This is a genomic window from Vibrio sp. FF145 (assembly GCF_041439075.1).
GTDB lineage: Bacteria > Pseudomonadota > Gammaproteobacteria > Enterobacterales > Vibrionaceae > Vibrio > Vibrio tasmaniensis_A.
The window spans coordinates 14,261-40,261 of sequence record NZ_JBGONH010000048.1; the positions used below are offsets into that span (position 1 = coordinate 14,261).

The 26,001-nt window shown below is 44.3% G+C and carries 26 protein-coding genes; 15 read left to right on the forward strand and 11 right to left on the reverse strand.

Annotation, left to right across the window (positions count from 1 at the left end):
- Positions 1–18: 18 nt before the first annotated feature.
- Positions 19–1,461, forward strand: coding sequence for an N-acylglucosamine 2-epimerase (locus ACED42_RS16785; protein WP_371703439.1), 1,443 nt, complete (start codon positions 19–21; stop codon positions 1,459–1,461).
- A 208-nt stretch (positions 1,462–1,669) separates the two neighbouring features.
- On the opposite strand, the gene ACED42_RS16790 is transcribed toward ACED42_RS16785, so the two are convergent.
- Positions 1,670–2,077 (reverse strand): hypothetical protein, encoded by a 408-nt coding sequence (locus tag ACED42_RS16790; protein ID WP_026012354.1) that lies wholly within the window; start codon positions 2,075–2,077, stop codon positions 1,670–1,672.
- Between the two features lie 236 nt (positions 2,078–2,313).
- On the opposite strand from ACED42_RS16790, the gene ACED42_RS16795 reads away from it, so the two are divergent.
- From ACED42_RS16795 to ACED42_RS16805, 3 genes are all read left to right on the forward strand, one after another.
- Entirely contained in the window at positions 2,314–3,015 is a 702-nt protein-coding gene (locus ACED42_RS16795) for a flavin reductase family protein (RefSeq protein ID WP_371703441.1), read from the forward strand.
- A gap of 85 nt (positions 3,016–3,100) precedes the next feature.
- A complete protein-coding gene (locus tag ACED42_RS16800) occupies positions 3,101–3,892 on the forward strand; it encodes a CLCA_X family protein (RefSeq protein WP_017101313.1) in 792 nt (263 codons plus the stop codon).
- A 92-nt stretch (positions 3,893–3,984) separates the two neighbouring features.
- Entirely contained in the window at positions 3,985–4,308 is a 324-nt protein-coding gene (locus tag ACED42_RS16805) for a DUF4144 domain-containing protein (RefSeq protein ID WP_017101312.1), read from the forward strand.
- A 110-nt stretch (positions 4,309–4,418) separates the two neighbouring features.
- On the opposite strand, the gene ACED42_RS16810 is transcribed toward ACED42_RS16805, so the two are convergent.
- On the reverse strand, positions 4,419–5,747 hold the full coding sequence (locus ACED42_RS16810; RefSeq protein ID WP_004732879.1) for an anaerobic C4-dicarboxylate transporter: 1,329 nt from the start codon (positions 5,745–5,747) through the stop codon (positions 4,419–4,421).
- Positions 5,748–6,158: 411 nt separating this feature from the next.
- Between ACED42_RS16810 and ACED42_RS16815 the strand changes: the two genes are divergently transcribed.
- The 5 genes from ACED42_RS16815 to ACED42_RS16835 all read left to right on the forward strand — a co-directional run bounded on the left by ACED42_RS16815 (position 6,159) and on the right by ACED42_RS16835 (position 10,189).
- Complete coding sequence (locus ACED42_RS16815; RefSeq protein ID WP_371703443.1) at positions 6,159–6,818, forward strand: HAD family hydrolase; 660 nt, start codon at positions 6,159–6,161, stop codon at positions 6,816–6,818.
- 193 nt (positions 6,819–7,011) lie between these two features.
- Entirely contained in the window at positions 7,012–7,638 is a 627-nt protein-coding gene (locus ACED42_RS16820; protein WP_371703445.1) for an HD domain-containing protein, read from the forward strand.
- 42 nt (positions 7,639–7,680) lie between these two features.
- A complete protein-coding gene (locus ACED42_RS16825) occupies positions 7,681–8,208 on the forward strand; it encodes a GNAT family N-acetyltransferase (protein WP_371703447.1) in 528 nt (175 codons plus the stop codon).
- Positions 8,209–8,363: 155 nt separating this feature from the next.
- Complete coding sequence (locus tag ACED42_RS16830) at positions 8,364–9,050, forward strand: DNA-3-methyladenine glycosylase I (protein WP_371703449.1); 687 nt, start codon at positions 8,364–8,366, stop codon at positions 9,048–9,050.
- Positions 9,051–9,307: 257 nt separating this feature from the next.
- The gene (locus tag ACED42_RS16835) at positions 9,308–10,189 is read left to right on the forward strand and encodes an AEC family transporter (RefSeq protein WP_371703451.1); all 882 of its coding nucleotides are present in this window, start codon (positions 9,308–9,310) and stop codon (positions 10,187–10,189) included.
- A 99-nt stretch (positions 10,190–10,288) separates the two neighbouring features.
- On the opposite strand, the gene ACED42_RS16840 is transcribed toward ACED42_RS16835, so the two are convergent.
- Both ACED42_RS16840 and ACED42_RS16845 read right to left on the reverse strand, forming a co-directional pair.
- Positions 10,289–11,548, reverse strand: coding sequence for a hypothetical protein (locus ACED42_RS16840; RefSeq protein WP_269336882.1), 1,260 nt, complete (start codon positions 11,546–11,548; stop codon positions 10,289–10,291).
- Between the two features lie 22 nt (positions 11,549–11,570).
- Positions 11,571–11,834, reverse strand: coding sequence for a hypothetical protein (locus tag ACED42_RS16845; protein WP_269336881.1), 264 nt, complete (start codon positions 11,832–11,834; stop codon positions 11,571–11,573).
- Between the two features lie 399 nt (positions 11,835–12,233).
- Between ACED42_RS16845 and ACED42_RS16850 the strand changes: the two genes are divergently transcribed.
- Positions 12,234–12,665 (forward strand): hypothetical protein, encoded by a 432-nt coding sequence (locus ACED42_RS16850; RefSeq protein ID WP_371703452.1) that lies wholly within the window; start codon positions 12,234–12,236, stop codon positions 12,663–12,665.
- A gap of 228 nt (positions 12,666–12,893) precedes the next feature.
- On the opposite strand, the gene ACED42_RS16855 is transcribed toward ACED42_RS16850, so the two are convergent.
- The 3 genes from ACED42_RS16855 to ACED42_RS16865 form a co-directional block, all read right to left on the reverse strand.
- The gene (locus ACED42_RS16855; protein ID WP_371703454.1) at positions 12,894–13,412 is read right to left on the reverse strand and encodes a hypothetical protein; all 519 of its coding nucleotides are present in this window, start codon (positions 13,410–13,412) and stop codon (positions 12,894–12,896) included.
- A 370-nt stretch (positions 13,413–13,782) separates the two neighbouring features.
- A complete protein-coding gene (locus ACED42_RS16860; RefSeq protein ID WP_009846182.1) occupies positions 13,783–14,184 on the reverse strand; it encodes a hypothetical protein in 402 nt (133 codons plus the stop codon).
- A gap of 28 nt (positions 14,185–14,212) precedes the next feature.
- Positions 14,213–14,695 carry a MarR family winged helix-turn-helix transcriptional regulator gene (locus tag ACED42_RS16865; protein ID WP_371703457.1) on the reverse strand — a complete coding sequence of 161 codons (483 nt, stop codon included), beginning with the start codon at positions 14,693–14,695 and terminating at the stop codon, positions 14,213–14,215.
- Positions 14,696–14,819: 124 nt separating this feature from the next.
- Here ACED42_RS16865 and ACED42_RS16870 point away from each other — a divergent pair, with 124 nt between their 5' ends.
- Both ACED42_RS16870 and ACED42_RS16875 read left to right on the forward strand, forming a co-directional pair.
- On the forward strand, positions 14,820–15,710 hold the full coding sequence (locus ACED42_RS16870; RefSeq protein ID WP_371703458.1) for a DMT family transporter: 891 nt from the start codon (positions 14,820–14,822) through the stop codon (positions 15,708–15,710).
- Positions 15,711–16,060: 350 nt separating this feature from the next.
- Positions 16,061–16,975 (forward strand): DMT family transporter, encoded by a 915-nt coding sequence (locus ACED42_RS16875; RefSeq protein WP_135442398.1) that lies wholly within the window; start codon positions 16,061–16,063, stop codon positions 16,973–16,975.
- A gap of 92 nt (positions 16,976–17,067) precedes the next feature.
- Here ACED42_RS16875 and ACED42_RS16880 read toward each other — a convergent pair whose 3' ends face one another.
- Genes ACED42_RS16880 through ACED42_RS16890 form a run of 3 tightly spaced genes read right to left on the reverse strand, consistent with a single transcriptional unit; the run spans position 17,068 to position 19,709 of the window.
- Positions 17,068–18,249: an MFS transporter gene (locus ACED42_RS16880; protein WP_009846171.1), complete on the reverse strand. Its 1,182-nt coding sequence runs from the start codon at positions 18,247–18,249 to the stop codon at positions 17,068–17,070.
- Positions 18,239–19,414, reverse strand: coding sequence for a phosphotransferase (locus ACED42_RS16885; RefSeq protein WP_371703460.1), 1,176 nt, complete (start codon positions 19,412–19,414; stop codon positions 18,239–18,241). The genes ACED42_RS16880 and ACED42_RS16885 overlap by 11 nt, the downstream gene beginning before the upstream one ends.
- Before the next feature lie 10 nt (positions 19,415–19,424).
- On the reverse strand, positions 19,425–19,709 hold the full coding sequence (locus ACED42_RS16890; RefSeq protein WP_029223001.1) for a GNAT family N-acetyltransferase: 285 nt from the start codon (positions 19,707–19,709) through the stop codon (positions 19,425–19,427).
- A gap of 315 nt (positions 19,710–20,024) precedes the next feature.
- On the opposite strand from ACED42_RS16890, the gene ACED42_RS16895 reads away from it, so the two are divergent.
- A complete protein-coding gene (locus ACED42_RS16895) occupies positions 20,025–20,771 on the forward strand; it encodes a flagellar brake protein (RefSeq protein ID WP_009846168.1) in 747 nt (248 codons plus the stop codon).
- A 187-nt stretch (positions 20,772–20,958) separates the two neighbouring features.
- Here the strand turns inward: ACED42_RS16895 and ACED42_RS16900 are convergent, their stop codons facing one another.
- The gene (locus tag ACED42_RS16900; RefSeq protein WP_371695816.1) at positions 20,959–23,319 is read right to left on the reverse strand and encodes a Lon protease family protein; all 2,361 of its coding nucleotides are present in this window, start codon (positions 23,317–23,319) and stop codon (positions 20,959–20,961) included.
- A gap of 240 nt (positions 23,320–23,559) precedes the next feature.
- Between ACED42_RS16900 and ACED42_RS16905 the strand changes: the two genes are divergently transcribed.
- Positions 23,560–24,054 carry a hypothetical protein gene (locus ACED42_RS16905; RefSeq protein ID WP_009846166.1) on the forward strand — a complete coding sequence of 165 codons (495 nt, stop codon included), beginning with the start codon at positions 23,560–23,562 and terminating at the stop codon, positions 24,052–24,054.
- A gap of 12 nt (positions 24,055–24,066) precedes the next feature.
- Positions 24,067–25,695 carry an ABC transporter ATP-binding protein gene (locus ACED42_RS16910; RefSeq protein WP_135381955.1) on the forward strand — a complete coding sequence of 543 codons (1,629 nt, stop codon included), beginning with the start codon at positions 24,067–24,069 and terminating at the stop codon, positions 25,693–25,695.
- Positions 25,696–26,001: the final 306 nt, after the last annotated feature.

The following is a 26,001-nucleotide window of genomic DNA, read 5'->3' on the forward strand; positions in this document are numbered from 1 at the left end:
ATAGTTAAGATAAACGTTATGTTACGAGCAACCATCGTATTACTCAGTGTCACTAGCTTGGCCGTATCTGCCAATGTCACCCTTCCCTCTGGAGAAGACTGGATCAATCATGCTTCTGAAGGGCTCGCACCTTACTGGCTTATGCCGAGCGCACAGGGAGAACCGATAGGCAATTTCCCTACTTTCCGCTGCGATGATGGTACCTTGCTCGATGTATCTGATGTGTGTCCTGAATTGAACAGAGGCTGGATCACTCCCCACTTTGGCAAGGAGTTTACGCGTATGAAATCACGCCAAACCTATGCCTACGGCGTGCTCTATCACCTTACTGGAGACAAACAAGCTTTAGCGCTTGCCAAGCAAGGTGCTTACTACCTCATTGATCAACTAGAAGATAAGAAAAATGGTGGCTTTATTGGCTATACAAAAGAGGGAAAAGCGGGTCAAGATTGGCAGCAACGTACCTCTCAAGATCAAGCGTATGCGCTGGTTGGACTCGCGATGTACTACTACCTGACCCAAGACAAAAAGGTAGAAGGAGCACTCATCGCCCAACAAGCTTTTATCTTTGATAAATATCGACTTAGCGACAACAGCGGTCTTGCTTGGGTACTCGCCGACGGTGAAGATGGCAGTGCAAAACGACGTGAACTGGTCGCGCAACTTGATCAAATAAACGGCTACCTGTTGTTAGTCGCTCCTCTGCTCAAAGAGCCCGTCAAAGCCAAATGGCTTGATGACTTAAACTGGCTCACGCAAGCCATGATTGATCACTACCACTCTGAAGATGAACAACGCTTCTACGGCGCAATTCACGACAAAGCGGCAATGATGCCGAATGCCAATCACAATGATTTTGGGCACACCATTAAAGCGTATTGGATGACCTATCTAACTGGTCATGCATTAAAAAATTCCGATTGGTCGGAGTTTGGTTTAGACGGTATGAAACACACTTTGGCTCAGGCGCAATATCAAAAAGATTTTGCCAATGTATCTAACTACTTTGGCGAGCGACTTCAGAAGATGTGGCAAGGGCAAGATATCACGGGCTGGCAAAGCAGACCGTACAGCCAATGGGCGTCATCATGGGAATGGGCTGAGCTTGATCAAGCTGCGATGACGGTATCGCTTATCGATGGTTCAATGAAAGACGTACTGCAATACACCCTGCCCACCTTTCATGATGTATGGGTAGATCATAAATACGGTGGCGTTGGGCTTGAGCCTAAGCGTACTAAAGCGTTCCATTGGGGCAATGGCTATCACCAATTTGAACATGCGCTGATTGGCTATTTATATGCTCGACAAGAGGAAGGTAAACCCGCTGTACTTCACTACGCAAGGCCAACTAACAGCAAGATGCCAATGGAACCTTATTACTATCAAGGAGATGTACTTAAATTAGAGAATCAGAGCGATGGAACGCAAAAGGTCAGTTTCAACAACATTCGACCTTAATACCTGATATTCACTCATCGGTATTTTTAGAGGTGGTTAACGACTAAGACGGAGCTGATGAGTAGCTAGCCGTTAGCAAAGCCTGAAAAGAAGATCTTCAGGCTTTTGAAATACCGTTGAGCAACATTTATTGGTAGGATTTTAAATGAATGCATAAGCAAGTTAATCTTGTCGGATCTTCAGTTAAACCATATACGGCATCACGAAATCACTTCTTATTATTCTGCTCAACCAACTTTTCATTCCACGCTTCGTTGCCGTCTCGCTTACTGACATCATATTCAGAGCAGAACTGCGATATGGTCATGTTGTTATCGCCAGTTGCTAACTTTAATGCCAATTGAACTTGTTGAAGTTTGCTTTGCAGACGAAGGTTTTGACCTGCCTTTGGGCTTTTTTCTTTAGCAAACTTTAAAGCAGCATGTTTACGTTCGGCAGCTCCCGCTCGGCGATCCGCTTCTGATAATAGATATTTTAGCTGCGCGACACTCTTGCCCTTCTTAAAGGCAGGCTCAAGCAACTCAACGCATTCATCAAATGATGGATTTATAACATATGGATCAATTCTATGCGCTTGTTGGCGCATCCACTCTAGCGCGAGCTTTTCATCTGACATAATTACATCTTTACCAAAGAAATAGCCGTACATGGTATCGCTCAATAGCAAACCGCTGCAACAATAAATTAAGCTACAGTGTCACATTTAATTTCAAGGAAATTGCAGTTTTCTAAAAGAACCCTCCTTTCACTACCACTTATTCAAACTGGATGATCGGAATAAAGTGATGCTGCGTAGATATGTTTTAGTTAGTAAACAAGTCGTCGAAAACAAAAGTGAGAAGAAGAGAAGATATGAAGGCAATGACCCTTTCAAGACAAGATATCCAAGCAATGGACCAGCGTGAGCGCGCTCGTTTAATTAACTCCTTATCGGGGTTTAAAAGCGCAAACCTTATTGGCACCTGTGACAAGCAAGGGCTAGAAAATCTTGCAGTAGTGAGCTCCGTGGTTCATTTGGGGTCGAATCCACCTTTACTTGGCTTCATCATCCGGACTGCGGAAAGTCGCCGTCATACACTAGAAAATATCCTAGAAACTCAACACTTCACTATCAATAGTATCGGGGCGGGCTTTGTTCAAAAAGCTCATCAAACTTCCGCTCGTTATCCTAAATCAGTCTCAGAATTTAACGCGGTCGGTCTCACGCCCTATTACGATGATGTGATCCCTGCTCCGTTTGTTTTGGAAAGCCCTCTGAAAATAGGCTTAGCCTTCAAAGAGCAGATAACAATTGAAAGTAACCAAACTCAAATGTTGATTGGTGAAGTTGTTACAATTCACGCGCCAAAACGTGCTGTGATGCCGGACGGCTACCTAGATTTAGAAGCGTTAGATTTAGTCACAATTTCAGGGCTAGACAGTTATCATGTCACGCAGAGGTTACATCGTTTAAGCTATGCAAAACCAAATAGGGCACTATTTCCACTGACCCACGAAGGCAACCCAACCTCATGGGAGGCTTTCGAACACAATCTCACTCATTTTGTTCGGTAATTTACTGACAAAGGTGCTAACTTTCCCAACTTAACCCTGTGCACCACACAACAGCGCTAAACTACATCTATTTCCAAGGACCCTTTTGAAGTTAACCCACTTTAAATACAAAACGCGCAAAGGCCCAGACTACCGACATGGCGATCAGGTGTCATTCATGGACATCAAACAGACCTTCGGTATGGGCAGCATTCGTGTGGGCGCTTGGGTAACGAAAGAAGAGAAAGAGCTCGCTGCAAATCTGATATTCGACTCGTTAGCAGACTTGGCTTACATCCTGGCTTTGCCACCAGAAGCGATTGGCCTGCGTGGCACATTAGGTTTGGCGTTCGGCAGTGGTGGCAGAAAAGGTGTACAAGCACACTACGCACCGAACCAGAGAGAGTTAGCCCTCGCTAAAAATGCAGGTGCTGGTGCGTTAGCGCATGAGTTTTGGCATGCGTTTGACCACTATATCGCAGAGAAAGCATTTGAGATTGGCGATACCTCAGGCCCTCGCAAGCAAATCTTGTTCGCCAGTGATTGTTGGCTACACGATAGAAAGGTGCGACCTCATCCATTAAACGAGAGTTTGATGTCACTGTTCGATGCCACACTACTCAGCGACAATAACCTAGACAAACACGATTACGTGGCGCGAAGTGTTATTGCCGACAAAGCAATGTCGGCCCGTTACTTCTCACTACCAACAGAGATGATGGCGCGTGCCTTTGAGTCAGTAATTGAATCCTGTTCTGATATCAAAAACGTTTATTTGGTAGATGGCACAACCAAACCGGATATGTACCCTGTGTATCCTGATATGGCGCATCGAGAAGAGATTTTCCAAGCCCTGCAAGGTTACTTCGCACCATTAGGTCGGTCTCTAAGTAAGTAACGTTCGAGTCGTTAAGGCTAAGAGATGATCCATCAGCGAAAAGTGTTTATAGTCCAGACATACATTTCAACATCCATGATTGAGAGGCAGTAATGATCAGTTGGCCATCTTTGGTAAAACTCGACGGTGATGATGAGCTTATTTACGTCGCATCCGAAAAAGAATTTCAGGCGGAATGCTCAGAGATGATCTTAGGCGAAGATGATTACCTCATCGATTCAGAAGGCGACAGCTATTCACTGCAATCGGGCTCAAACCAACTCTCTCTAGCGAAACGAGTAGACCAGTATTCAGTTGAAAGCGTAACCAAACTGATTCGAAATCACGAGTTCCAAAAAGCTGAAGTGTGCCTAATGAAGATCCACTTCCTGACGATTGAAGAAGCGATTCAGTCTTTGGCTTTTGAGGCTCGCTAATATTAGTTATTAATTCGAAATCTAGGTTCGAATTAATACGTCCAAACAGAACAAATAGAAACAGCGCCAATTCAGGCGCTGTTTTTGTTTGTTATTTCGCTATCGCTTAATTAAGCGATGAAAATCTGTGCCAATGCGTAGCCTAAACAACATGCACCCACTACACCGATTAAACCGACCGACATGAATGAGTGGTTGAAATACCACTTACCAATCTTGGTGGTACCAGAGACATCGAAGTTAACCGTAGCGATATCTGATGGGTAGTTCGGGATGAAGAAGTAGCCGTAAACCGCTGGCATTAAGCCGATAAGCAGGGCTGGGTCTAGTCCTAAGCCAAGACCAACAGGCAGCATCATACGTGCAGTAGCGGCTTGCGAGTTCACCACAACCGATACAATGAATAGCGCTAGTGCAAACGTCCATGGGTAGTTAGTTACCATTTCTACGATGCCAGATTTGAACTGAGGCATTGCGTATTGGAAGTAAGTATCCGACATCCAAGCGATACCGAAGATAGCAATCGCCGCCACCATACCCGATTTGAATACCACACCGTTTGGCACATCACGCGGGTCAGTTTTGGTTGCCAGCAAGATGATACCGCCGAAACAGAGCATCATCATTTGGATGATCACCGACATCTTGATTGGCTTGTCGCCGTCTACGATGGTTCTGATCTCTGGCACCATCGCCACGATAACAATCACGACAATTGAAAGTAGGAAAATCAATACCGCATTACGAGCCGAAGTTGGCAGTACTTCATCCAAAGAGGTCGCAGTAGTGCTCTCGATGCGTTTTTTCCACTCAGGATCTTTTAGACGCGCTTGGTATTCAGGATCGTCGTTCAGTTCTTTACCACGTTTCAAGCTATACAGAGAAAGCAAAAGTGTGCCGAACAGCGTTGCAGGAACCGTCACCATCAAAATCGAAAGCAGAGTAATAGAGTGTTGGATATCAGAAAGTTGCGCGAGGTAATAGACCACAGCAGCCGAGATTGGAGACGCCGTAATCGCCAATTGAGACGCCACCGATGCAGCCGCCATTGGGCGTTCAGGACGAATACCGTTCTTCAATGCCACATCACCGATGATAGGCATGATGGAGTAAACCGCGTGGCCAGTACCTAATAGGAATGTCATAGAGTAAGTCACGAACGGTGCTATCAAGGTGACGCGTTTCGGGTTCTTTCTCAGTACCCTTTCGGCCACTTGCAGCATGTATTTCAAGCCACCAGCCGCTTCAAGAATAGAAGCACAGGTAACAACAGCGAGGATGATCAGCATTACGGTGACAGGTGGAGACGTTGGTGGCATCTTGAAGACAAACACCTCGATAACCAAACCAATACCAGAAACAACACCTAAGCCGATACCGCCATACCGAGACCCGATATAAAGTACGACTAATAAAAATAGAAACTCAAAATACAACATAAGCAACCTTGCTAAAAATATGGACTAATTATATTTTGTCCTTTAGTTCAGCCTTTTACTTATTACTTGGTCACACTATGATTGCAGGCTTCCGCAAATTGTTTTTTATAAGATTATGGTCACGCTAACGCGCCTGTAAGTTTATGAATTGTAATAGGAAGCTAGGCACTCAACCGAGATTTGTTATGTATGATAACCATTCTTGTGTCTGTTAGAACCGCATGACCTATCAAACATCAGACTCATAACTGAACGATATTATTCCAACGTAAGTTAATCAGGTTTCGCCTCATCTAGAAGCATATTACCGATGCAATTCGGCATATTCTTACTGAACACTGACTCGCCTATCTCCAGGCACTATGTCAAAATACTCGCCCTCACGACGACAACACATAAAGAACCACGGATATGAATTTTCAAGCTGCTATTTTTGATATGGATGGACTGTTACTCGACACCGAGAGACTTTGTATGCAGATTTTTGAAGAAGCATGTCACGCGCAAGATGTTCCGTTCTTGCAAGATGTTTACTTAGGCATCATTGGTTGTAACGCAAAAACCATCGAACAGATTTTTAGAAAGGGCTACGGCGAAGGGTTAGATTACCCGGCGCTGAACAATGAATGGCGCACTCGCTACAGTGCGATTGTTAAGCACCAAGCTATCCCAGTTAAAGATGGCGTGATTGAGCTTCTTGAATGGCTGAAATCAAACGACATTCCAATCGCGGTGGCGACCTCGACTCAGCTTGATATCGCTAAAAAGAAGCTTGAGCTGGCTGGCCTAGATTCTTACTTCACCTCACTAAGCACAGGCTGCGAAGTGACCAATGGTAAACCTCACCCAGAGATCTACTTACTAGCGGCAGAACGCCTAGGTGTTGCCCCTGAAACCTGCCTAGCGTTTGAAGACTCAAACAACGGTATTCGCGCATCAATGGCAGCCAACATGATCAGCTTCCAAATCCCTGATTTAGTAGAGCCATGTGACGAAGTAAAAGCGCTTGGGCACACCATCAGTCCTTCTTTGCATGATGTGTTAGCACAGCTTCAACAAGCTGCAGCTTAGGCTCTGAACCGTTGTTAACGCTTTAATCAACACAGGATAACCTTTCTATTAAGCCGACTCACAGAGTCGGTTTTTTTGTGGGTATTCCTTTTATAAAAGATAAAAACTCGCGCTTGAAACTGTTAAAGTCGATATGAAACGACACTGAACGATAAGCAACATTGATAACGTCTACAGATGGGGAAAGGGACGCGTGATTAAAAGATTTGAAAGCCAACTGCTTGATTTTGCACAGCAAGAGATGACACAAGATGCAGCGCACGACATCAGCCATATTAAGCGCGTAGTCAAAACTGCCAAGGCTTTATGTGCTCAAGAACAGGCTAAGCTTGAAGTCGTGCTGCCCGCCGCTTACCTTCATGATTGCTTCACCTTTCCGAAGAACCACCCAGACCGCGCTCAAAGCTCACAAATGGCGGCAGACAAGGCTATCTCTTATCTCAAATCTATCGAGTATCCTGCGTCCTACCTCGACGAAATCCATCACGCTATTGTCACTCACAGTTACAGCGCCAACATCACACCAGAAACCTTGGAAGCACAGATTGTTCAAGATGCAGATCGCCTAGATTCTCTCGGTGCGATTGGTATCGCTCGCTGCCTGTACGTAGGTCAAAGCTTTAACGCCGAGCTGTATAACCACGAAGACCCGTTTGCGAAGCAGCGTGACTTGGATGACAAGCATTACAGCGTCGACCATTTCTACGTGAAACTGTTTAAGCTCGCTGAAACCATGAATACAAAATCAGCCAAATTGGAAGCCAACAAGCGCACCGAGTACATGCGTGACTTTCTTGATCAGTTGGGTGCGGAAGTTTAGCGGCTTATAAAAAAAGACACACGATAAGGAAGAGATAAGAATATGGAAATAAACCGCTTTAAAGCATCCGACGCCGACGAGATCGTCACTTGGTTTGCATCCCAAGAAGACTACGCTCTATGGGGCGGACGAACCTTTGGCTGGCCGTTAGAAACAGCCTCCATCCTCGAACGATCTCAAGAACCACATGTCGAGCTGTATACCTTTTCTGCATCTAAGTCATACTCTGAACCGAACACCGATTCGAACGCCAACTCAAACGCCAGTGACTTGCTTGGCTTTATGGAGTTTCAACGCATGTCAGACAGCGAACTTCGCTTTTGCCGAGTTGCGATTCACCCAAACCAACGAGGCAAAGGGCTTGGGCAATCCATGATAGAAAGTGCATTAGACGCTGCGAAAAAAATCCCTGATGTCACCACCATCACCTTGGCCGTATTCAAGCAAAACCACGGTGCAAAACGCTGCTACGACAAAGCGGGCTTTCAGGTGGTAGACAAAGAGCCGAGCGTAAAAGAGTTCAATGGTAAAACATGGCCCTTGTATCAGATGGAATTAAAGCTCTGCTAGTTCATTTTAATTGTCAGGTTAATTTTAGTTACCAGGATTGTTTTAATTAACAGACTTATTTAGTTAATCGACTTGTTTTAATTGCCAGATTTGACCCCATATCATTGAGCATTAGCTACATACTCAAGATACACAGATGTAATTTGGAACCTCCAATGACCCAAGAAAAATTCGACACTATTTATCAACGTGCTGCTCACCGTAAAGGCGGAGCGGCCGAACTCGAAAAAATTGTTCGTGCACCCCTTTCCCAAGCCGAGCTATCGCAAATCACAGACGATCGTTGGCTAGCCGCCTTTACTGAAAAAGTATTCCAGTGTGGTATTTCATGGAATGTGGTGAGAAAGAAGTGGCCGCAATTTGAAGAAGTGTTTTTTGAATTCAACATCGAGAAAATGCTGATGCTGCCAAATGAGATGTGGGAACAGAAAGCGCAAGACCCGCGCATTATTCGCCACCTCACTAAAGTGATGACCATCCCTGCTAATGCCACCATGATCCACAATGCCAAGCGTGAAGCCGATTCATTCTCGCAAATGGTTGCCGACTGGCCATCAGAACGTATCACAGAGCTGTGGGATTACCTGAAAAAACACGGCAAGCGATTAGGTGGTAATACTGGTGCCTACACTCTGCGCCAAATGGGTAAAGACACCTTCATCTTGTCATCAGATGTTGAAGCGCACCTGCGCAGTACCGAGGTGGTGGATAGCGGCCGTAACACCAAGCGAGCACAAGTCGCGGCGAGCAAGGCTTTCAACGAGTGGCAGCAACAATCAGGTCGTAGCCTGAGCGAAATCAGCCAGATCGTTGCCTACAGCTGTGGTGATAATCGCGTTTAGTGGTCACCGTAGTTAATTAAAGAACCCGTCCAGATTTATCTAGCCTTTAAAGACCCGTTGCTGATGCCACTGGTCTTTTTTGTGCTTCATTCAAAGAAATGTAAATTAACCGCTGACAGACAACGATCTTCGGTGACGCCAAGTCATTATGTTGATAGGTTAATGTTTATACATCTCGATTTCATACGTATCTATAGCGCTCTCTAAAACATTCGTTTCTCCGCTAAATGGAGGTACTAAACCTAGAAAGGAATTCTATGTTCGAACAGGTCATCAGCATTCTGTTTCCCGTTTTTGCTTTAGCCAGTGCTGGCTTTGCGGTCGGTCGTTGGCTCAAGCCCGATTTCAAACCGATCAATCGCATCAATATGGATGTGTGTATCCCTGCGCTAGTGTTTGCATCGCTGACCACCATGCCTCTCGACACAGAGCAATTGCCACTCATAACCGCTTCTTTGATCGCAGTGTTAGTGCCTGCATTGTTGATGATTCCGATCTGTAAGATCTTTAAGCTCAATTTCAAGGCTTGGGCTCCTCCACACATGTTCCGGAATAGTGGCAACCTAGCCATTCCCCTATTCACCTATACCTTTGGCGAGAGCGCATTAGCCCCTGCTGTATTACTATTTGTGGTATCAGCATGTGTCCATATTAGTGTTGGCTTAGCGCTATTGAGCGACGGTAATCCGATCAAACAGATCCTCAAGATGCCGATTTTCTTAGCGACTGCGCTAGCGATGACGCTCAACCTGTCTGGAATTACCGTGTGGAATCCGATCTACGAAGCCACATCACTGCTCGGGCAAGCTGCCGTTCCTATTATGCTGCTGTCGCTGGGTTCGCAAATGGTCAACTTGAGACTGAGCGGATTAAAGGTCGGCTTGTTGTGTACGGCTCAATCCCTATTTACAGGGGCGATCGCTTTTACCATCATCTACTTCTTTATCCCACTGCCGACGCTGCACTTACAAATGATGGTACTGTTCACCATGCTGCCACCCGCTGTGATGAACTACCTGTTTGCAGAGAGGTTCAATGTCGAGCCCCCTAAGGTCGCGTCCATGGTGTTGTTTGGCAACTTCCTAAGTGTGGTTACCCTACCAATCTTGTTGTCGTTCGCACTGTCTTTATCGAATTAAACACCGATCTAAGGGAAGGGTTGTCATTCGTTGCAGTTATAAAAAATGGGCAGATAAACTGCCCATTTTTGTGTTCAGAAAGTTAGGAATTAGAGTTAACTACTTCCAGAATTGAATGCTATTGAAGTCTTTGTATTGCTTTGTCGCTGCATCATATTTCGCTTTCATTGCAGTAAACTCAGCATCCGTTAAACCAGAAGCTGATGTAGAGTCTAGCTCCACTGCCTGAAGAATATCAGACGCACTTTTTTTCAAGCTAGCAACCGACACTTTCTTACTGCCATCATTCGTAAGAGTAGAAGTGGTCACTTTCTTTTTACCAGCAAGGTCAGCGGCTGTTGCTGAACAATCCTTTCCTCGATTAAATCCAGTGTACCAAGTTACCGTTGCCTTACCGTCAGCAATTTGCTTAATCGTACAAGCATCAGGGCTCAGACCAACTAATTTATTAGCGTTATTGAAGTTATAAGCGATCAAATCAGACGGGGCTTTGCTAGAGTACGTATCCTTTTGCTCAATATTGTTGTCGACAGAAGAACGCGCTAAACGGCTAACCGCTGCAGCAAAGTAGAAATCACCGTTAGCATTAGAAGGCGCTACATGATCCTTTATCGCCCAATGGAACGCTGTCTTTTTGTTGTCCAACGTAACTTTCGATCCGTAATGGTATGACACAGAGTTAACTATCGCTTTCTGACCATCGGCCATATCGTCAGCCCATTGATATGCCTTAAAGCCAATTTTAGTCCCGTCTTCTGGGCCTGCATCCACGTAATGTTCAACAGTGTACTTGCCGGCAGGGCTCGTCTTAACCTTAACGATATCACCGAGCAATTTACCCTTAGATGTGTACAAGAATGTATTAGAGATATCTAAACCAATAAGACTAATATTATCAATTGTATATTGAGTCTCTTCCCCGGTTCCGTAGCGTTTAAAGAAAACAAGATCTTCCGTTGTTTTCGCCATTGCTTTGTGTACTTTATCTAAATCAAAGGCACAAGTCGTCGCACCATCATCAGCTTCGAACGCAATCGTCGCGCCATCTTTTGAAATCACGCACACTTTATTGGTTAATTTGAACTCTTTAGCCTTCGACACAAATACATCACTGTGTGCTGGCTTAGAATTAGCGAGGTCATCAATAGAAACTAGAGTTTGCGGAGAAGTGCTAGGGGAAAGTGTAAGCGCCTTATCTAAATTCATAAATTCAACTTTATTTTGCTGAATTTTATCTACAGCGAACTTTATCGCCGCCTTAGATTTATAGTAGCCCTGTAGATTAATATCTTCGTTTGCATGAACCATTGTCGCAAGTGAAGAAACGCCTAGCACTAGTGGTAATAGTGTCTTTGTCATATTTTATGTTCCTTCTAGTGGTTTATTTGGACTGACTTGGAGCTTCAAATCCAGTAATGCTTGCAGATGAGAAAACAACAGAGCTCAATTTCTGTACATCACCCACGCTAAGTTTAAGAACAGAACGCTCGGGCGCTTGAGTAGAAACCGCTGTACTGCCGCCAGTACTACCACCACTGCTGCCAGTACCACTGCTGCTACCACCTTTAGTCGCACCGCCACCGCCGCCTCCACCACCGCATGCAGTAAGTGAAGCTAATAAGATTAAACCAACGATTTTCTTCATACATTTGTTCCTAAAACGAAATTTAGACCGCTTGTCTGTTTTCAATTAATTCAAGTGAGAATCAGAACATAGGGCGATACAAAAAAAAATTAAAATCGTTGTTGGTTATTGCAGTTATGTTTAATATACAACCATCAAGCAAAGGAATGGGTTATCGCCCCCCTATACAGCACAATCAAGATGGACAACAAGAACACACATTTTCTTTGACTTAACTTTCGAAGAACTTCATCGCTTTGGCGTGACAATAAATAAAGCATGACCAAGCGCTTTACTCCACTATTACTATCTTTTGTAAGTCATATGAAAATTAAAAATGTAATACCTCTACTGCTATGCCTCTTCTCTCATCAAGCTATATCTGCGGCAAATTTCACAACGGACTTTGTAGAGCTTGGAATGCAAGCAAAGCCTATGGGGTTAAGCGTGGATGGTGGACGCGACATCAACGATAGCTTGGCGATTTTGGGCGGCCTCAGTACCAACACAGCCGAAGATGAAAGTAACTTTGATGCGTACATCGGCCCTCAAGTTTATGGTCCAATAACCCAAGCGATCGACTTAAATACACAACTGCTACTCCATTTCAATAAAAACTCATACGCAGCTGGAGAAACGAAAGCTTATGTCGAATTCAATGCGGGGATTCGAGCGTGGGTCACTCAAAGAGTTGAAGCCCACGTACTTGCGGGCTCTAACGGAGAACACTCAATCTTTACGTTTGGAGCTAGGTTCCATGCCACAGATAAAGCCGTGTTTGCAGTTGCTTCCAAAAACAACGGTCTTTACGGCCCTCAATTACAACTTTCGGTTAGATACCAATTTAAGTAGCCACCTTTTTAAACAACTCTCAGCTACTGTTGGATCCAACATAAAAATAGCGTCAGTAATGCAATACTGACGCTATTTTTTCTCTTGTTATTCGACTCAACAATTTCTTAGCCTTATTCACGCTACACTTATCCTGCGAAGCACCCTTTCTATTCGTTATACACTTACCTAAGTATTGAGTTATCCATTCATATAGCGATGAACCGTGGACTACAAACATTCAGTGAACTATGAGCATTTATCCAACTTGAGCTCTGCTGTCACCTTAGTAAGACGTAGTGCAATCGCGAAACACACTAAGTAAGGACTCACATACCAAAAGATACTTTCTAGGGGCTGCTTCACCTGCGCTTCTCTGGTTTTTATATATTGGTTTTTCTGCTTTTCATACTGACTCAGCATGCCATCCACCCACACCGCATCACTTTCAACTAACGACACGCTAGGCGCAGGAACCGTAAAATCCGATGCATTGGGTAACAAGGTGAAATCGACATCTTTAAACGTAATCGCCGTATTCAAATACCACAAACACGCGTCGTGGTACTGAGCGTAGTTATCTAAAGATGGCTGACCTGTACAGGCATCACTTCTCAACTTATCCAAAGAGAACTGCTGAACCGATTCTAAAATCGCCACTGCTCTGGTTTGTTCGATTTCAACCCAATCACCCGCCACCTTCGCTCGAATCTCAGACACGGCACCAAGCATTCCGATACCCGCTAAAAACGGCCATAAATAATCCATTCGCTTCCATTTTCGCCGACTCAGGTTGAATCCACACCAAATTGGAATATGTAAGAGGAGCGTTAGTCCAAGTGACAGCAGAACGAAGTTCAAGGAGCTAGAGAGCATGAGCTCGCTATCGAAAAAGTTCTTCATAATGAGAAGCTTGCCTGTATAACCAAGAGAAATTTGATACTAGGTTCGATATAAGAAAAGTGTGTAAGAGGAAAGTAAAAACAGCACTAAGAATTGGTGTTAACGCTGTTTATTTGGGCATATAACCACCGATGGCAGGGCTTAACCACTCGTTACTCAGCAATTGGCTAAGTTGTTCAGTTGTTCAGTTGTTCAGTTGTTCAGTTGTTCACGATAGAAAATATGCTAAAGGTTCTTACGCGCCAGACTTGAGGTAGATACCTACTTCTCTTAGCTGTGCTTTAATGTCTAACATTTGGACGTGAGATAGCACTAATTGGATCAAATTGAATATTGCTCCAGCGAACATCAAACCCGCGACATAACCAGACCATGCTTGGTGATCAACTTGATACAGAGTATTAAACGAAAGAACGAAGAAGATGAGACTGGAAAAACCAATAGCATACTCATTACAGTTGTAGACGTATGAATTCGTCGCGTAATCGTATTTGATTTTTACCTTTCCACCCGCTCTGCCTAGCTTAAGATTAAGAACATTTCCGCTAACCTCATATTCCAATCCATTAATTAATACAACGCGCTCTACTTTCTCAAGCATATCTGTTTTTTCCGTATTATTTTGAATACTGTCCATAGTCGTACCCTACTCCGTCACCTAAAAATTATTCGTAAGCACTCAACCATGCTTTCAGAAGTTGGTTAGTGTTCTTCTTCTGGCTCGCAGACAATGACTTAACCAGTTTTTTCTGCATTTCGACATGTTCAGTCATCATTTGGTCGATCAGAATAAGACCATCTTTGGTTAGCAGAACACTCACGCTGCGCCTGTCTTCTTTGCTGTGCTCACGACTGATCAGCCCTTTAGCTTCTAGTTTATCAAGGCGATTGGTCATTGCGCCTGAGGTCAGCATCATCGATCCGATCAGTTCTGATGGCGTCAGTTGATAAGGCTTCCCAGAACGTCGCAACGTTGCCAACACATCAAACTCACCAAGTTTCATGTCGTAATTTTTATGAAGCTCGGCAACTTGCGTCTCCATATACTTGGCAATACGCATAATCCTGCCCATCATTGCCATTGGCTCAGTTTCTAACTCAGGCTTTTCCTTTGCCCATTGCTCTACTACGCGGTCGATAGCATCCATTTGCGATCTCGCTCCGTTATTAGTCTGATTAATTCAAACTAGTTTAACATAAAGATACTTTACAACCATATGATCTAGGTATACAGTTCATACAACCAACTATCTTAACGTAAAGATATTTTATATGAATATATTATTAGCAATGCTCCCCGCGTTCTTTTGGGGAACAACCTATGCAGTGACGCAATTTACGCTACAGGAATGGCCTCCCTTATTATTGGGTGCTTTGCGTGCGTTGCCTGCTGGTTTGTTATTGCTAGTAGTAAAACCGACACTGCCTCAAAAAGGCGAATGGCAGATCATTTTCACATTGGGTCTTATCAATATTGCGACCTTCTTTAGCTTAATCTTCGTGATGGCGTTGACGTTGCCTTCGGCAATCTCCGGTGTAGGTATGATCTCTGTGCCAGTGTTTGCGATGATCTTCCATTGGGTAGTAAAGAAACAGCGTCCGCAATTGATTCAAGCCTTGTCTGGTGTTGGATTAATCACATTGGCGTGGATATTGTTTAATCCAAGTCAAATCGCATTAAACCCAATAGGTTTAGGCGCCATGTTCGCTGCAATCATGTGTATCGTTATCGGCAGTAGCATTACCAAGTCACTGGGTAATCGCATGCACTGGTGGAAGGTATTAACGTGGCAACTGATTCTAGGCGGTACGATTTTATCTGTCGCGTCTGGCGTTCATGCGCTCATCGACCCACAGCCTTATGTTAACGCTGTGACTCATTTCGATACTCGTAACGCAATAGGACTTGTTTGGGTGATTGTCCTGAACACGGCCCTGGGTTACGGCATGTATGTGTGGCTACTACAACGTATGTCTGTGGTGGATTTCACCTTCGGTGGCATCGCTAACCCAATTGCGGGAATTGTGACGGGTATGATGTTGATGGGTGAATCCTTTACCCCACTCCAGTACTCGCTAATGACAGGCATGATCGTGATGTCACTGCTACCACAACTGATTCTTGCGGTAAAACAGTCCAAACAAGTTAAGCCTGTTACGTAGTTGAATCTACCGACTGTACTGAGAATAATAACGGCGCCTTACATCTTATACAGTGATTTAAAAGGCGCCTTTTGTTGCTACGCTGACAGCAATAAACCAAATAGCCATACTCGCCAAGTTGATCGTTTCTTAAACGACATTAAACCTTACAAAGAACAATGCCTTTACTCAAGATACCTAATTTGAATTTATTTTCTAAAAAATAGACACATTAGAGATTATCTTTCCATGAGACATTGCAATTAGAGATAAAAAGACAAAATTTTTCTCCGACGGCCTCCTTATACTGTGCCACATCATTAAGGCGCCACAAGCCTATGATTTAAAATAATTATTAATGAGTAGTCACCATGAATTCGAAGTCGCTAACTATCTTGCTTTTTGTCTCTGTTTGCCTAATTTGGGGAACCACTTGGTTCGCAATGGAAGTGGCATTGCATTCTATCCCACCAATTTTTGCTACTGCATTGCGCTTTTTACTCGCTGCACCTCTGCTTGCGGTATTAGCGAAAGTCTTCAACCAGCCACTGCTGTTTCCTAAAGGCAAGCGTCAATGGTTGCTGATTGTTGCGCTGATGTACTTTGCGATTCCATTTACTTTGATGATCTATGGCGAGCAATACATCTCTTCTGGTCTAGCGTCGATCATCTTCGCTAACATGCCGGTCGCTGTGATGTTGATGTCAGGCCTATTCCTAGGCCTACGATTGGCTAAGCACCAAATATTTGGTTTGGCTACCGCTGTTGTAAGCCTATGTTTGATCCTCGGTAATGAAATGCAGATGGGTGGCGATGACTACCTAGTTGGTACAGTTTGCTTAGGTCTTGCTGTGGCAATACACGCTGTTATGTATGTGTTAGTTCAAAAGCACTGTAAAGGCATCGAAGTACTGACGTACAACGCAGTCCCAAGTCTGATTGCTTCTCTATTCTTGTTCGCCGTTTCGGCGATGGGTGAAAGCGTGAATGTTGAATCCTTCACTTGGGATTCAATCTCAGCGGTAGTTTACCTAGGCTTTGTGGCGAGTGTTGGCGGCATTGTTGCCTACTTTAAACTCGGACAAGTTTCGACGCCATTCCAAGCGTCTATCTGCTTCCTGATTTTCCCTGTGGTTGCACTACTGATCTCTTGCTACATCAATGGAGAAGTGCTGTCTGAACAGTCACTGGTGATGATGATTCCTCTGCTTTGTGGCATCTTGCTTACTAAGGCACCAAAAGGAATCTTCAAGTTGCGTGGTGGATTAAAAACCGCAAGAAGCTAACCCTACCGGAAGCTGACTAGATATTTCCATCTAGTACATACAAAAAAGCTCCAATAGCGATATTGGAGCTTTTTTGTTGCCTCTACCTAGCGTTAACGCCAGCTAAACATTCGCACTTCATTGCCCTCTTCGGGCTTCTTAGGGATGTTTAAAGACAACGCCAAAGATACCGCCGCCATCGCAGCACCTATGTAGAAAACCGTTGCAGGGGACGATAACCAAATCACCCCAAATACGACCGGAATAACAACCGCTGCAATATGGTTGATGGTGAAAGAGACACCTGCTGTTGATGCCATGTCGGCAGGATCGGCGATTTTCTGGAAATAGGTTTTGATCGCTAATGCGAGTGCAAAGAACAGATGGTCGACAACATACAGCGCCGCTGCCCATTCCGCGCTTTGTACCAAACCATAACCGACAAACACACCAATCAAACCAACATACTCGAAGATCAGCGCCTTGCGCTCTCCAACCACACCGATAAATCGACCAATACGTTTTGCGAATAAGAAGTTAAACAGGTAATTAATTAAGAACAGTAGCGTTACGTCAGCAGCCGAGTAACCAAACTTCTCTACCATCAGAAAGCCAGCAAATACCGTGAAGATCTGTCTTCTCGCGCCACTCATAAAGGTGAGGGCGTAGTAGAGCCAGTAACGCTTTCTCAGCACCAATTTCTTATTTTGTTGAGTCTTGGTTTGAAACTCAGGAAAACCAAAGGTCATCACCAAAACTAGAATGAATCCAATACCGCCAGTAATGCCGTACACCCAAGCAAAATCGAGCTTCAGCTGTTCTAACATCACCCAGATTGAGCCATAAGTAATTAACGAGGCCAACGCGCCAACGGAGATCATCTTACCCAGCATCTCAGGGGCTTCTTCTTTACTCAGCCATTGGAGTGACAAAGACTGCTTGAGCGTTTCAAAATAGTGAAAACCCGTCGACATCAAAATGGTGGTCAGCAATAAGCCAGTAAGTGAAGGAAACAAACCGGTAATCGCCGTACCGACAGTGAGCATCGCCAGCGATATCAACATGAAGCGTTGCTCGCGAATGAACGCCAACACAAACACCACGGTAAAGGCCAAGAAGCCAGGGATCTCACGAACACTTTGCAATAAACCAATATCCGCACCATCAAAGTTCGCTTTCTCAATAACAAAGTTATTCAGCAGCGCCATCCAGCTCGAAAACGCGATAGGGACAACAATTGAAATCAGTAATAAGAAGTTTTGCGGCGTTTTCCAGCTCGCGGTTTTATCGAACATTGACGGACTCCTGTTCGTCTAATTGGTTAAGCACTCGTAAGGTTAGTTGCTCGGTATACGGGTTGATCTTCCAATGCTCAGGGCTCCAACCTTTAACAAAACGTTGAAAATCAGCCCATGCCACGTAAAACATTGGTCGCCATGCGGCTTCAACATCATCGAACGAAATGTGTGGTTGATAGTGCATGAGTGCTTCTTTCAAGTGCTGGAAGTAAGCCTTCAAGGTCTCTGCTTCAAGCTGCGCGCAATCTTGCGGCCTAACCGCGCTGCTCATGAACAAGGCCACATCTTTCATCGCACAACCACGCCCAACGTATTGGAAATCAACGGCAGCAGCGCGCTCGCTTTTTAAATCAAAGCAGAAGTTGGCGAGCTTAGCGTCACCATGTACCAAGGTTTGATATGGGCACGCCCTTAATAGATTATCAATGTGCTGCGCTTGGCTCTTAAGCGATAAATCAGCCAATGCGTTTAACTCGTCAGGCCGCGTGTCTAAATGCCAATATGTGCCGACTTGCCACAATGAAGCTGAATGTTCTTGATCTACATTGATGTGCTTTGCGTGAAAGTTAGCGAGCCATTTAAGGCAAGCATCGCGTTGGTTTTGCTCTTCTAGTGTGTAACCAGACGCCAGATCAGACTGAGTATCTTGGATTGCTGAATCATCAAAAGCAGCAAGCACATCAAACTGAGAAGTTAACGGAAAACCGATTTCGGCCAAGTCTTGCATCACAATCAGCCACTCGTGCTCTTGTAACTCACATTGCAGCCCTACAGGTACAGGGCAACGCTCATCCCACTGTTGGGTAAACGACTGATACCACGCGGTCTCAACTTGGTAAGAGTGCACCTTTCGTTGATGAGAAAGTTTGGTATTCCAACCCTTTGGGTGTTCTGCTTTATCTGGCAATGCGACATGTTTAACAATCACACTGTTGAATGAAGAACGCCTGTCTTTAGAAAAAACCAAACGAACTAATTCACCATACCCGCCCCATAGGCTTTGAATTACCTGGACATCAAACCCTTGATGACAACCCAGTGAGGCCGCTATTTTTTGATAAAGCTCATTTTGATAAAACTTTTGTTGATAAAGCTCTGGCTGATTTTGACTTGAATTCGCTATCGGTTGAGCGATATTTTTTGACGATATTGATTGAGACATATACTCGTTACTATGCTTTATCGGATAAAAGGTGTGCCCACTGTGGCTGCCTATTCATATAGTGAATCACATAGCTACAAATCGGTACAATTTTAAAACCTGCTTGTTCAATTTCAGTCAGTACCGACTCCATCATCACCTTACCGAAGCCCTTACCTTGAAGCTCATCAGGAATACGTGTCGATGTGATATGTAGTACATCTCCATCCTTTTGATACTTAACAACCGCGAACTGGTTGGGTGCTAGCTCAACTGTGATCTGGTTCGCATCTTGATCCCATTTTGTTGCCTGCATTCTCAACTCCTGAAAATAATTGATACGACAAACAATAAAAATTTGAAGTATTCATTCCTTGTAATAGACTAACTCAAGCTTATACAAATAGAACTAAGTACTTACAAACAAAGTAAATAACTCTGTGCCATCGGCTTAATAACGAATCAATAAAGATAAAGGCACTCTATAAATCTATGTGAGTACATCTACCTAGTCTATGTAATTGCACTTAATTTATGTAATTGCACCTGCTAAATCTAGCACGTATTTGCCCCTTAATAGCAAGTTGCCAATATAACAAACAGACGCATGTTGGCGCATGGAGAACATATAATGAACGCACCACTGAAGAAGCCTTTGGAGCATAATCAGGCACTTCAAGATCCTCGTAACCGCACCGTTTCTACGTTAAATAGCACCGATGCACTGGCCATGATAGAGCACGGCAGTGAACTGACATTAAATGTATCGACTCCAGTTGGTACTAAGTTTCTCGCCACCACCAAATTTATCGGTACACACAGTGATAACTGCATTGTGGTTGAGGTTCCCGACGTATCCAACGATGATCTGAGCTTTTTCTTTCAAGAAGGTTTTTGGATGACAGCCCGTGCATACTCTCTGCGAGGAGAAGGCGCTCTTATCCACTTTAAAAGCCAAATTCACCATAGGATCGGAGATCCTTTCCCTATACTTGTGCTTTCAACACCAAGCTCGATGCAAGTAACCCAACTGCGTAAAGAGACACGCTACGAGGTGAACTTAGCTTCCAGAATCATCTTCAACGATCAACGAGCAAACTGTGAGATTAGAGACTTATCGAAAAGTGGTTGTCGTTTTGTTACCTCACCTACTTCTCGTGCGATTCAAATTGCCGATCGAGTATCTATTGAAGTTACACCTGAGAACTACAATGGCCCACTTATACCGCCATTGAAAGGCATCATCTGTAATCTCCAAAAATCAACGCACTACGCTCGATACGGGGTAGAATTTGATGATATTGGCCGCTCTAATGCCAAGCACTTGTTGGCGAAGCTGAAGTTCGATGGCACCAAGCTCTGTTTGCGAAATAGGTAAAGTCATTTAGCACATTGCTTTCACCGAATACCGTAAGCAGACCAGATGCAGACGACTCAATAGCGAGCAAAGTCGCAATCAAAAAAAGCCATCGATTTTTATGTCGATGGCTTTTTAGTTTTGTCTATCTGCCTAACTTTCAAATACTTATCTAATTAAAAAGCTAGCTGGGTCTATAGATATTAGACTATTTACGCAGTGCGTTCAGTTTAGCTTGAGCGATACCAAAGATAGTATCGATTGGATAGCTCCCCTCGTCACTCGCCTCACCGGCGGCTTTGCCTGTAAACAGCTCAATCGCTTCGGTCACATGGTCAATAGCCCAAATATTAAACTCGCCCTTTTCAACCGCTTTTACGATGTCATTACGCAGCATCAGGTTGTGAACATTTGAACGTGGGATGATCACCCCTTGCTCATTTGAACGTCCTTTGATTTCGCACACATCAAAGAAGCCTTCAATTTTCTCATTCACACCACCAATAGGCTGGGACTCACCGAACTGGTTCATCGAGCCGGTAATCGCGATGTCTTGACGGTTCGGCTGCTTAGAGAATGCAGACACTACCGCACAGAACTCGGCCATACTCGCGCTATCACCATCGACGCCACCATACGATTGTTCGAAAGTGATATTGGTAGTAAGCGGTACTTTCGCTGTCTTACCAAATACCGAAGAAAGGTAAGCCGATAAGATCATCACCCCTTTCGAGTGAATACTGCCACCTAGGTCTACGTTTCTCTCTATATCAATCACTTCACCGTCACCATAAGCCGTGGTTGCCGTGATCCGGTTCGGTGCGCCAAACATATGATCAGTCGTACTGAGTACAGACAGCGCATTGACCTGCCCAACCGCCTGACCATCCACATGAATCAGTGTTGTACCGTTGGTGAAGGTTTCCATGACGCTGTCTTGCAGTCGCCCGACACGCATCTGTTGGTTAGATAGCGCTTGGTCGACATGCGTAGCACGAATCAGGTTCGACTTCGCCCCTTTCGCCACGTAGTTTGACTCACGAAGCAGGTTGGCAATGTGTGCCGAGTGCAACGACAACTTACTTTGGTCACCCGCCTGACGAGAACTGTGCTCAATGATGCGAGCAATCGCTTTGCGATCACAATGCAGCATGTTGTTGTCGTGCACGATGCTTGAAATGAAGCGTGCGTAATGCATTTCAGAATCCGCAGTACGCTTCATCTCATCTTCAAAATCGGCCGTCACACGGAACAATTCACCAAACTCCGCATCGTAATGTTGCAGTAGTTGATAAGTTCGATAATCACCAAACAGGATGATCTTAACGTCCAATGGAATAGGCTCAGGATCAAGTGATACCGCCCCCGTTAACGTCACCTCTTTTTCTAATGATGTGAAGCTCAATTGACGCGAACGCAGCGCGCGCTTCAAGCCTTCCCACACATAAGGTTGTTCAAGTACTTTGACCGCATCCATCAGCAAGACGCCGCCATTGGCTCTATGTAAGCTACCAGCGCGGATCAAAGAGAAGTCTGTAAATACGGTGCCTTTGAACGTTGCCGTCTCGACATAACCAAACAGAGAGTGATAATTTGGATTCTCTTCCACCACGATCGGCAGAGTCTCCTCCTTCTGGCTCACAATCACGTTCACCTTGTAGCGACGTGGCATTTTCTTATCCAAAGAGGCGGTCGCAACTTCTGCTTGCTCTGTGCTCTCTTCTAAGAAAATATCTGCGTTGTCGACAATGTCTTTACGCAGTGCTGTAAGGTACTTTTTAATGTCTGGATATTGGCTGTAATCTTGCTTCAGTTGCTTGATGAAGTGGGTAATAACATCTCGCGCCGTATCATCATTCAACTTTTGAACTTTCTCTGTGTACGTCTCTTCAAGCTCGGTCAGTTCACGAGAAATGGTCCGCAGCCCGACTTCCAATCCATCAATGGTTTTATCGAATTGATCTTGCTCTTCTGACGTGAGTAAGTCGAAGCTCTCTTCGGTATGAAGATCATCGCCATTCATCGCGACAAATTGGTAGTCACCCTGAGTCGTGATCGTCAGGTTGATGCCCTTATCTTTTGCTTCTTGACTGATCGCTTCTAACGCCGCTTGTTGCTTAGCGGCCAACTGATTTTTTAATCGGTCAGCGCGGTTAAAGTACATCTCGTTATCGAATGCGAGTGGCATTGCTTTAAGAAGCTTCCGCATCAGCTTTTCAATATCTTGCTTCAAACTGCTGCCAACACCACGAGGTAATTTCAGCACCTTAGGTGTACGAATGTCTTCAAAATTCGCGATATAGCACCAATCAAAAAGCTCCTGTACTTCTTGAGGGTGTCGGTTTAGGTAGCGCAAGATCATGGTGCGTTTACCAAGACCGTTTCGACCTATCGCATAAATGTTGTAACCCTTTTCCTTGATTGACATCGCGAACTCAACGGCCTTTTGTGCGCGTTCTTGCCCGACGATTTCGTCAATTGGAGCCAGTTCTTTGGTCGACTTACATGGTAGCTTATCGAGTTCCGCTACCTTATACAGCTGTTCTGTATTGAGTCTTTGCATCGCCATCGCCGCCTCCTTAGTCCTTCATTACTTGGGTGTAGATAAAATCAGTGTAGATGTAATTACCTATAAATTTAGTGACTTACGCTGCACAGCTGTTCAACTGAACAAATAACACTCAATTTACCCCGTTTTTAGCAATAACGAGAGATTTAATTCACCAACTTATCACGTGAATGATTTTAATTTGCAATTGATAATAAATATCATTAACATTTTAGGATATTTAAAATTAAGGATGTGGACATGGAAATTGAACGCTGCTGGATGCACTACCTAAAAGCTGAACAGTTAATGGAACAAGGTCATTGGCCCGAAGCACAGCGCCTCTATAACGATGTTCTCACCTCTCTTCCTCATCACATCCAAAACGCGGCATACCAAAGTGACATCAAACCCTGCCAGTTTGCTTGCTTAATTTCAGGTCTTAGAGACGCCAGTGTCGCTCAATCAGAGATTCTCAATCGTTTAGGGCAACAGCAACAAGCCTTCGATACCTTGAACCAATCTTATGCATTGATGCAATTTATCTCTCTTGAGGGTACAGAGTTGATTCAACGTACCTTTAGGTTATTGGAAAAGCAGAGCGAAGATTTACTCAATCACCTGATCGCATTTTGCAGTGCTCAGCGCAGCTCACATTGGATGCTCGAGCTAGAACAAATTCAACGCGCTCATCACCATTTTGGGCAACTTAAAACCACTTCAGAAGTTCAATCTTCACCTAATGTCTTAAATTGATAAGGATATATCATGTCGGACCGGGCCATTCTTAAAGTTAACAATCTCTCCGTTAAATTCATAACCAATGATGGAATCATTGATGCGGTAAAAAAGATTAACTTTACTCTTAATTCTAGTGAAACCTTGGCCATTGTTGGCGAATCGGGTTCAGGTAAATCTGTCTCTTCCAACGCTTTAATGCGTTTGCTTCCTGATAACGCCATCATTGATGCTCAATCGGAAATCGAATTTGAAGGTCAGTCGATACTCAAAAAGACTGAACGAGAGATGCAGTCAATTCGTGGTGACAGGATCGGAATGATCTTTCAAGAACCAATGACATCTCTAAACCCATATCTACGCGTGGGCACTCAAGTGGCGGAAGCCATTATGTGTCATCGTAATGTATCGAAATCTCAAGCGAAGCAGCGTGTGCTTGAGCTTTTCAACCTTGTGCATCTACCAATGCCAGAACAAGCATACAAAAAATACCCACATGAGTTTTCAGGCGGCCAGTTGCAACGCATCATGATCGCAATGGCTCTGATCAATGAACCAGACATTCTGATTGCAGACGAACCAACTACGGCTTTAGATGTAACGGTTCAGGCTGAAGTGCTTTCTCTTATCAAAGAAATTCAAAGCAAGATGGGCATGGCGATTTTGTTCATTACCCATGATCTTGGTGTAGTGAAACACTTTGCCGATCGAGTACTCGTGATGTGTAAAGGGGAATTGGTCGAAGAAGGACTCACTCAAGAGCTATTCGAAAATCCTAAGCACGATTACACACGCATGCTGATCAACTCAATTCCGAAAGGCGCTAAGGTTCCTGTAGAAGCATCGGCGCCAGAGCTACTGTGTGCCGATGATATCCGTGTTCAATTCTTAGTGAAATCCCACTTCATTAAGAGTAAGAGTCAATATTTCGAAGCTGTAAAAGGCATCTCATTGACCCTAAAACAAGGTGAAACGTTAGGTATAGTTGGTGAGTCAGGTTCAGGTAAGTCAACGCTAGGACGTGCACTGATCGGCTTACTGCCAAGTACCGGACGTATTGTTTACAAAGGCCAAGATGTGAGTTTGTTAACCGATAAAGAACGTCACAAGCTCAAGAAAGATGTACAGATGGTATTCCAAGACCCTTATGGTTCTTTATCACCACGCATGACCGTTGGGGAAATCATCACTGAAGGTTTAACGGTACATCAACCTCATCTATCCAAGAAAGAAAGATTAGAACGAGCTCGCAAAGCATTGATTGAAGTTCGCTTAGAACCCAATTCAATTAACCGCTATCCACATGAGTTCTCGGGCGGACAAAGACAACGTATTGCGATTGCTCGCGCGTTGATTCTTGAACCATCTTTCATTCTATTGGATGAACCGACTTCAGCACTCGATCGCTCTGTACAACTGACGGTGATTGACCTGCTAAAAGACATTCAAGCCAAGCACAATATCGGCTTCCTATTCATCAGCCACGACCTTTCGGTAGTCAAAGCCTTATCGGATCGTGTATTGGTGATGCAGAAAGGTGAAGTGATGGAAGAAGGGTCTGCAGAAGAGATTTTCAATGCACCGAAAAATGACTACACCAAGAAATTAATCGCAGCGTCATTCGACTTAGAAAATAAATCGAAAAAAAATGCCGCGTAAAGGGAACTAATCAAGATTAACAGCGTCTTATAAGTACATTCTGAATAATCTCCTAATGGATTGAAATCTAGAATGGATATAGCAAAACTGGTTTGGCCGCCAAAAGAAAAATGTCGCATGGATGCGGCATTTTTCGTTTCTGGCGAATATGAAAAATCAACTCAGTGATTCGAGCCAGTGATTATTAAGGTTTGCTCAAGTTGACGAACTTTAAACAGGGTTAGCTGATAGTCGGGTCACTACAGCAGAGCTGTCATTACTGAGGGAACATGACGGGATAAGTACCAACCGATTCTGTCATGCCTT

Excerpts from the sequence above, each read along its gene's own strand:
- ACED42_RS16830 (WP_371703449.1), top strand. The coding sequence starts at position 8,364 with ATGACCCAAGAAAAATTCGACACTATTTATCAACGTGCTGCTCACCGT.
- ACED42_RS16900 (WP_371695816.1), bottom strand. The coding sequence starts at position 23,319 with ATGGCGATGCAAAGACTCAATACAGAACAGCTGTATAAGGTAGCGGAA.
- ACED42_RS16785 (WP_371703439.1), top strand. The coding sequence starts at position 19 with ATGTTACGAGCAACCATCGTATTACTCAGTGTCACTAGCTTGGCCGTA.
- ACED42_RS16805 (WP_017101312.1), top strand. The coding sequence starts at position 3,985 with ATGATCAGTTGGCCATCTTTGGTAAAACTCGACGGTGATGATGAGCTT.
- ACED42_RS16875 (WP_135442398.1), top strand. The coding sequence starts at position 16,061 with ATGAATTCGAAGTCGCTAACTATCTTGCTTTTTGTCTCTGTTTGCCTA.
- ACED42_RS16835 (WP_371703451.1), top strand. The coding sequence starts at position 9,308 with ATGTTCGAACAGGTCATCAGCATTCTGTTTCCCGTTTTTGCTTTAGCC.
- ACED42_RS16880 (WP_009846171.1), bottom strand. The coding sequence starts at position 18,249 with ATGTTCGATAAAACCGCGAGCTGGAAAACGCCGCAAAACTTCTTATTA.
- ACED42_RS16885 (WP_371703460.1), bottom strand. The coding sequence starts at position 19,414 with ATGTCTCAATCAATATCGTCAAAAAATATCGCTCAACCGATAGCGAAT.
- ACED42_RS16825 (WP_371703447.1), top strand. The coding sequence starts at position 7,681 with ATGGAAATAAACCGCTTTAAAGCATCCGACGCCGACGAGATCGTCACT.
- ACED42_RS16860 (WP_009846182.1), bottom strand. The coding sequence starts at position 14,184 with ATGGACAGTATTCAAAATAATACGGAAAAAACAGATATGCTTGAGAAA.
- ACED42_RS16890 (WP_029223001.1), bottom strand. The coding sequence starts at position 19,709 with ATGCAGGCAACAAAATGGGATCAAGATGCGAACCAGATCACAGTTGAG.
- ACED42_RS16845 (WP_269336881.1), bottom strand. The coding sequence starts at position 11,834 with ATGAAGAAAATCGTTGGTTTAATCTTATTAGCTTCACTTACTGCATGC.
- ACED42_RS16850 (WP_371703452.1), top strand. The coding sequence starts at position 12,234 with ATGCAAGCAAAGCCTATGGGGTTAAGCGTGGATGGTGGACGCGACATC.
- ACED42_RS16840 (WP_269336882.1), bottom strand. The coding sequence starts at position 11,548 with ATGACAAAGACACTATTACCACTAGTGCTAGGCGTTTCTTCACTTGCG.
- ACED42_RS16865 (WP_371703457.1), bottom strand. The coding sequence starts at position 14,695 with ATGGATGCTATCGACCGCGTAGTAGAGCAATGGGCAAAGGAAAAGCCT.
- ACED42_RS16905 (WP_009846166.1), top strand. The coding sequence starts at position 23,560 with ATGGAAATTGAACGCTGCTGGATGCACTACCTAAAAGCTGAACAGTTA.
- ACED42_RS16810 (WP_004732879.1), bottom strand. The coding sequence starts at position 5,747 with ATGTTGTATTTTGAGTTTCTATTTTTATTAGTCGTACTTTATATCGGG.
- ACED42_RS16855 (WP_371703454.1), bottom strand. The coding sequence starts at position 13,412 with ATGGATTATTTATGGCCGTTTTTAGCGGGTATCGGAATGCTTGGTGCC.
- ACED42_RS16870 (WP_371703458.1), top strand. The coding sequence starts at position 14,820 with ATGAATATATTATTAGCAATGCTCCCCGCGTTCTTTTGGGGAACAACC.
- ACED42_RS16910 (WP_135381955.1), top strand. The coding sequence starts at position 24,067 with ATGTCGGACCGGGCCATTCTTAAAGTTAACAATCTCTCCGTTAAATTC.
- ACED42_RS16815 (WP_371703443.1), top strand. The coding sequence starts at position 6,159 with ATGAATTTTCAAGCTGCTATTTTTGATATGGATGGACTGTTACTCGAC.
- ACED42_RS16895 (WP_009846168.1), top strand. The coding sequence starts at position 20,025 with ATGAACGCACCACTGAAGAAGCCTTTGGAGCATAATCAGGCACTTCAA.
- ACED42_RS16790 (WP_026012354.1), bottom strand. The coding sequence starts at position 2,077 with ATGTCAGATGAAAAGCTCGCGCTAGAGTGGATGCGCCAACAAGCGCAT.
- ACED42_RS16795 (WP_371703441.1), top strand. The coding sequence starts at position 2,314 with ATGAAGGCAATGACCCTTTCAAGACAAGATATCCAAGCAATGGACCAG.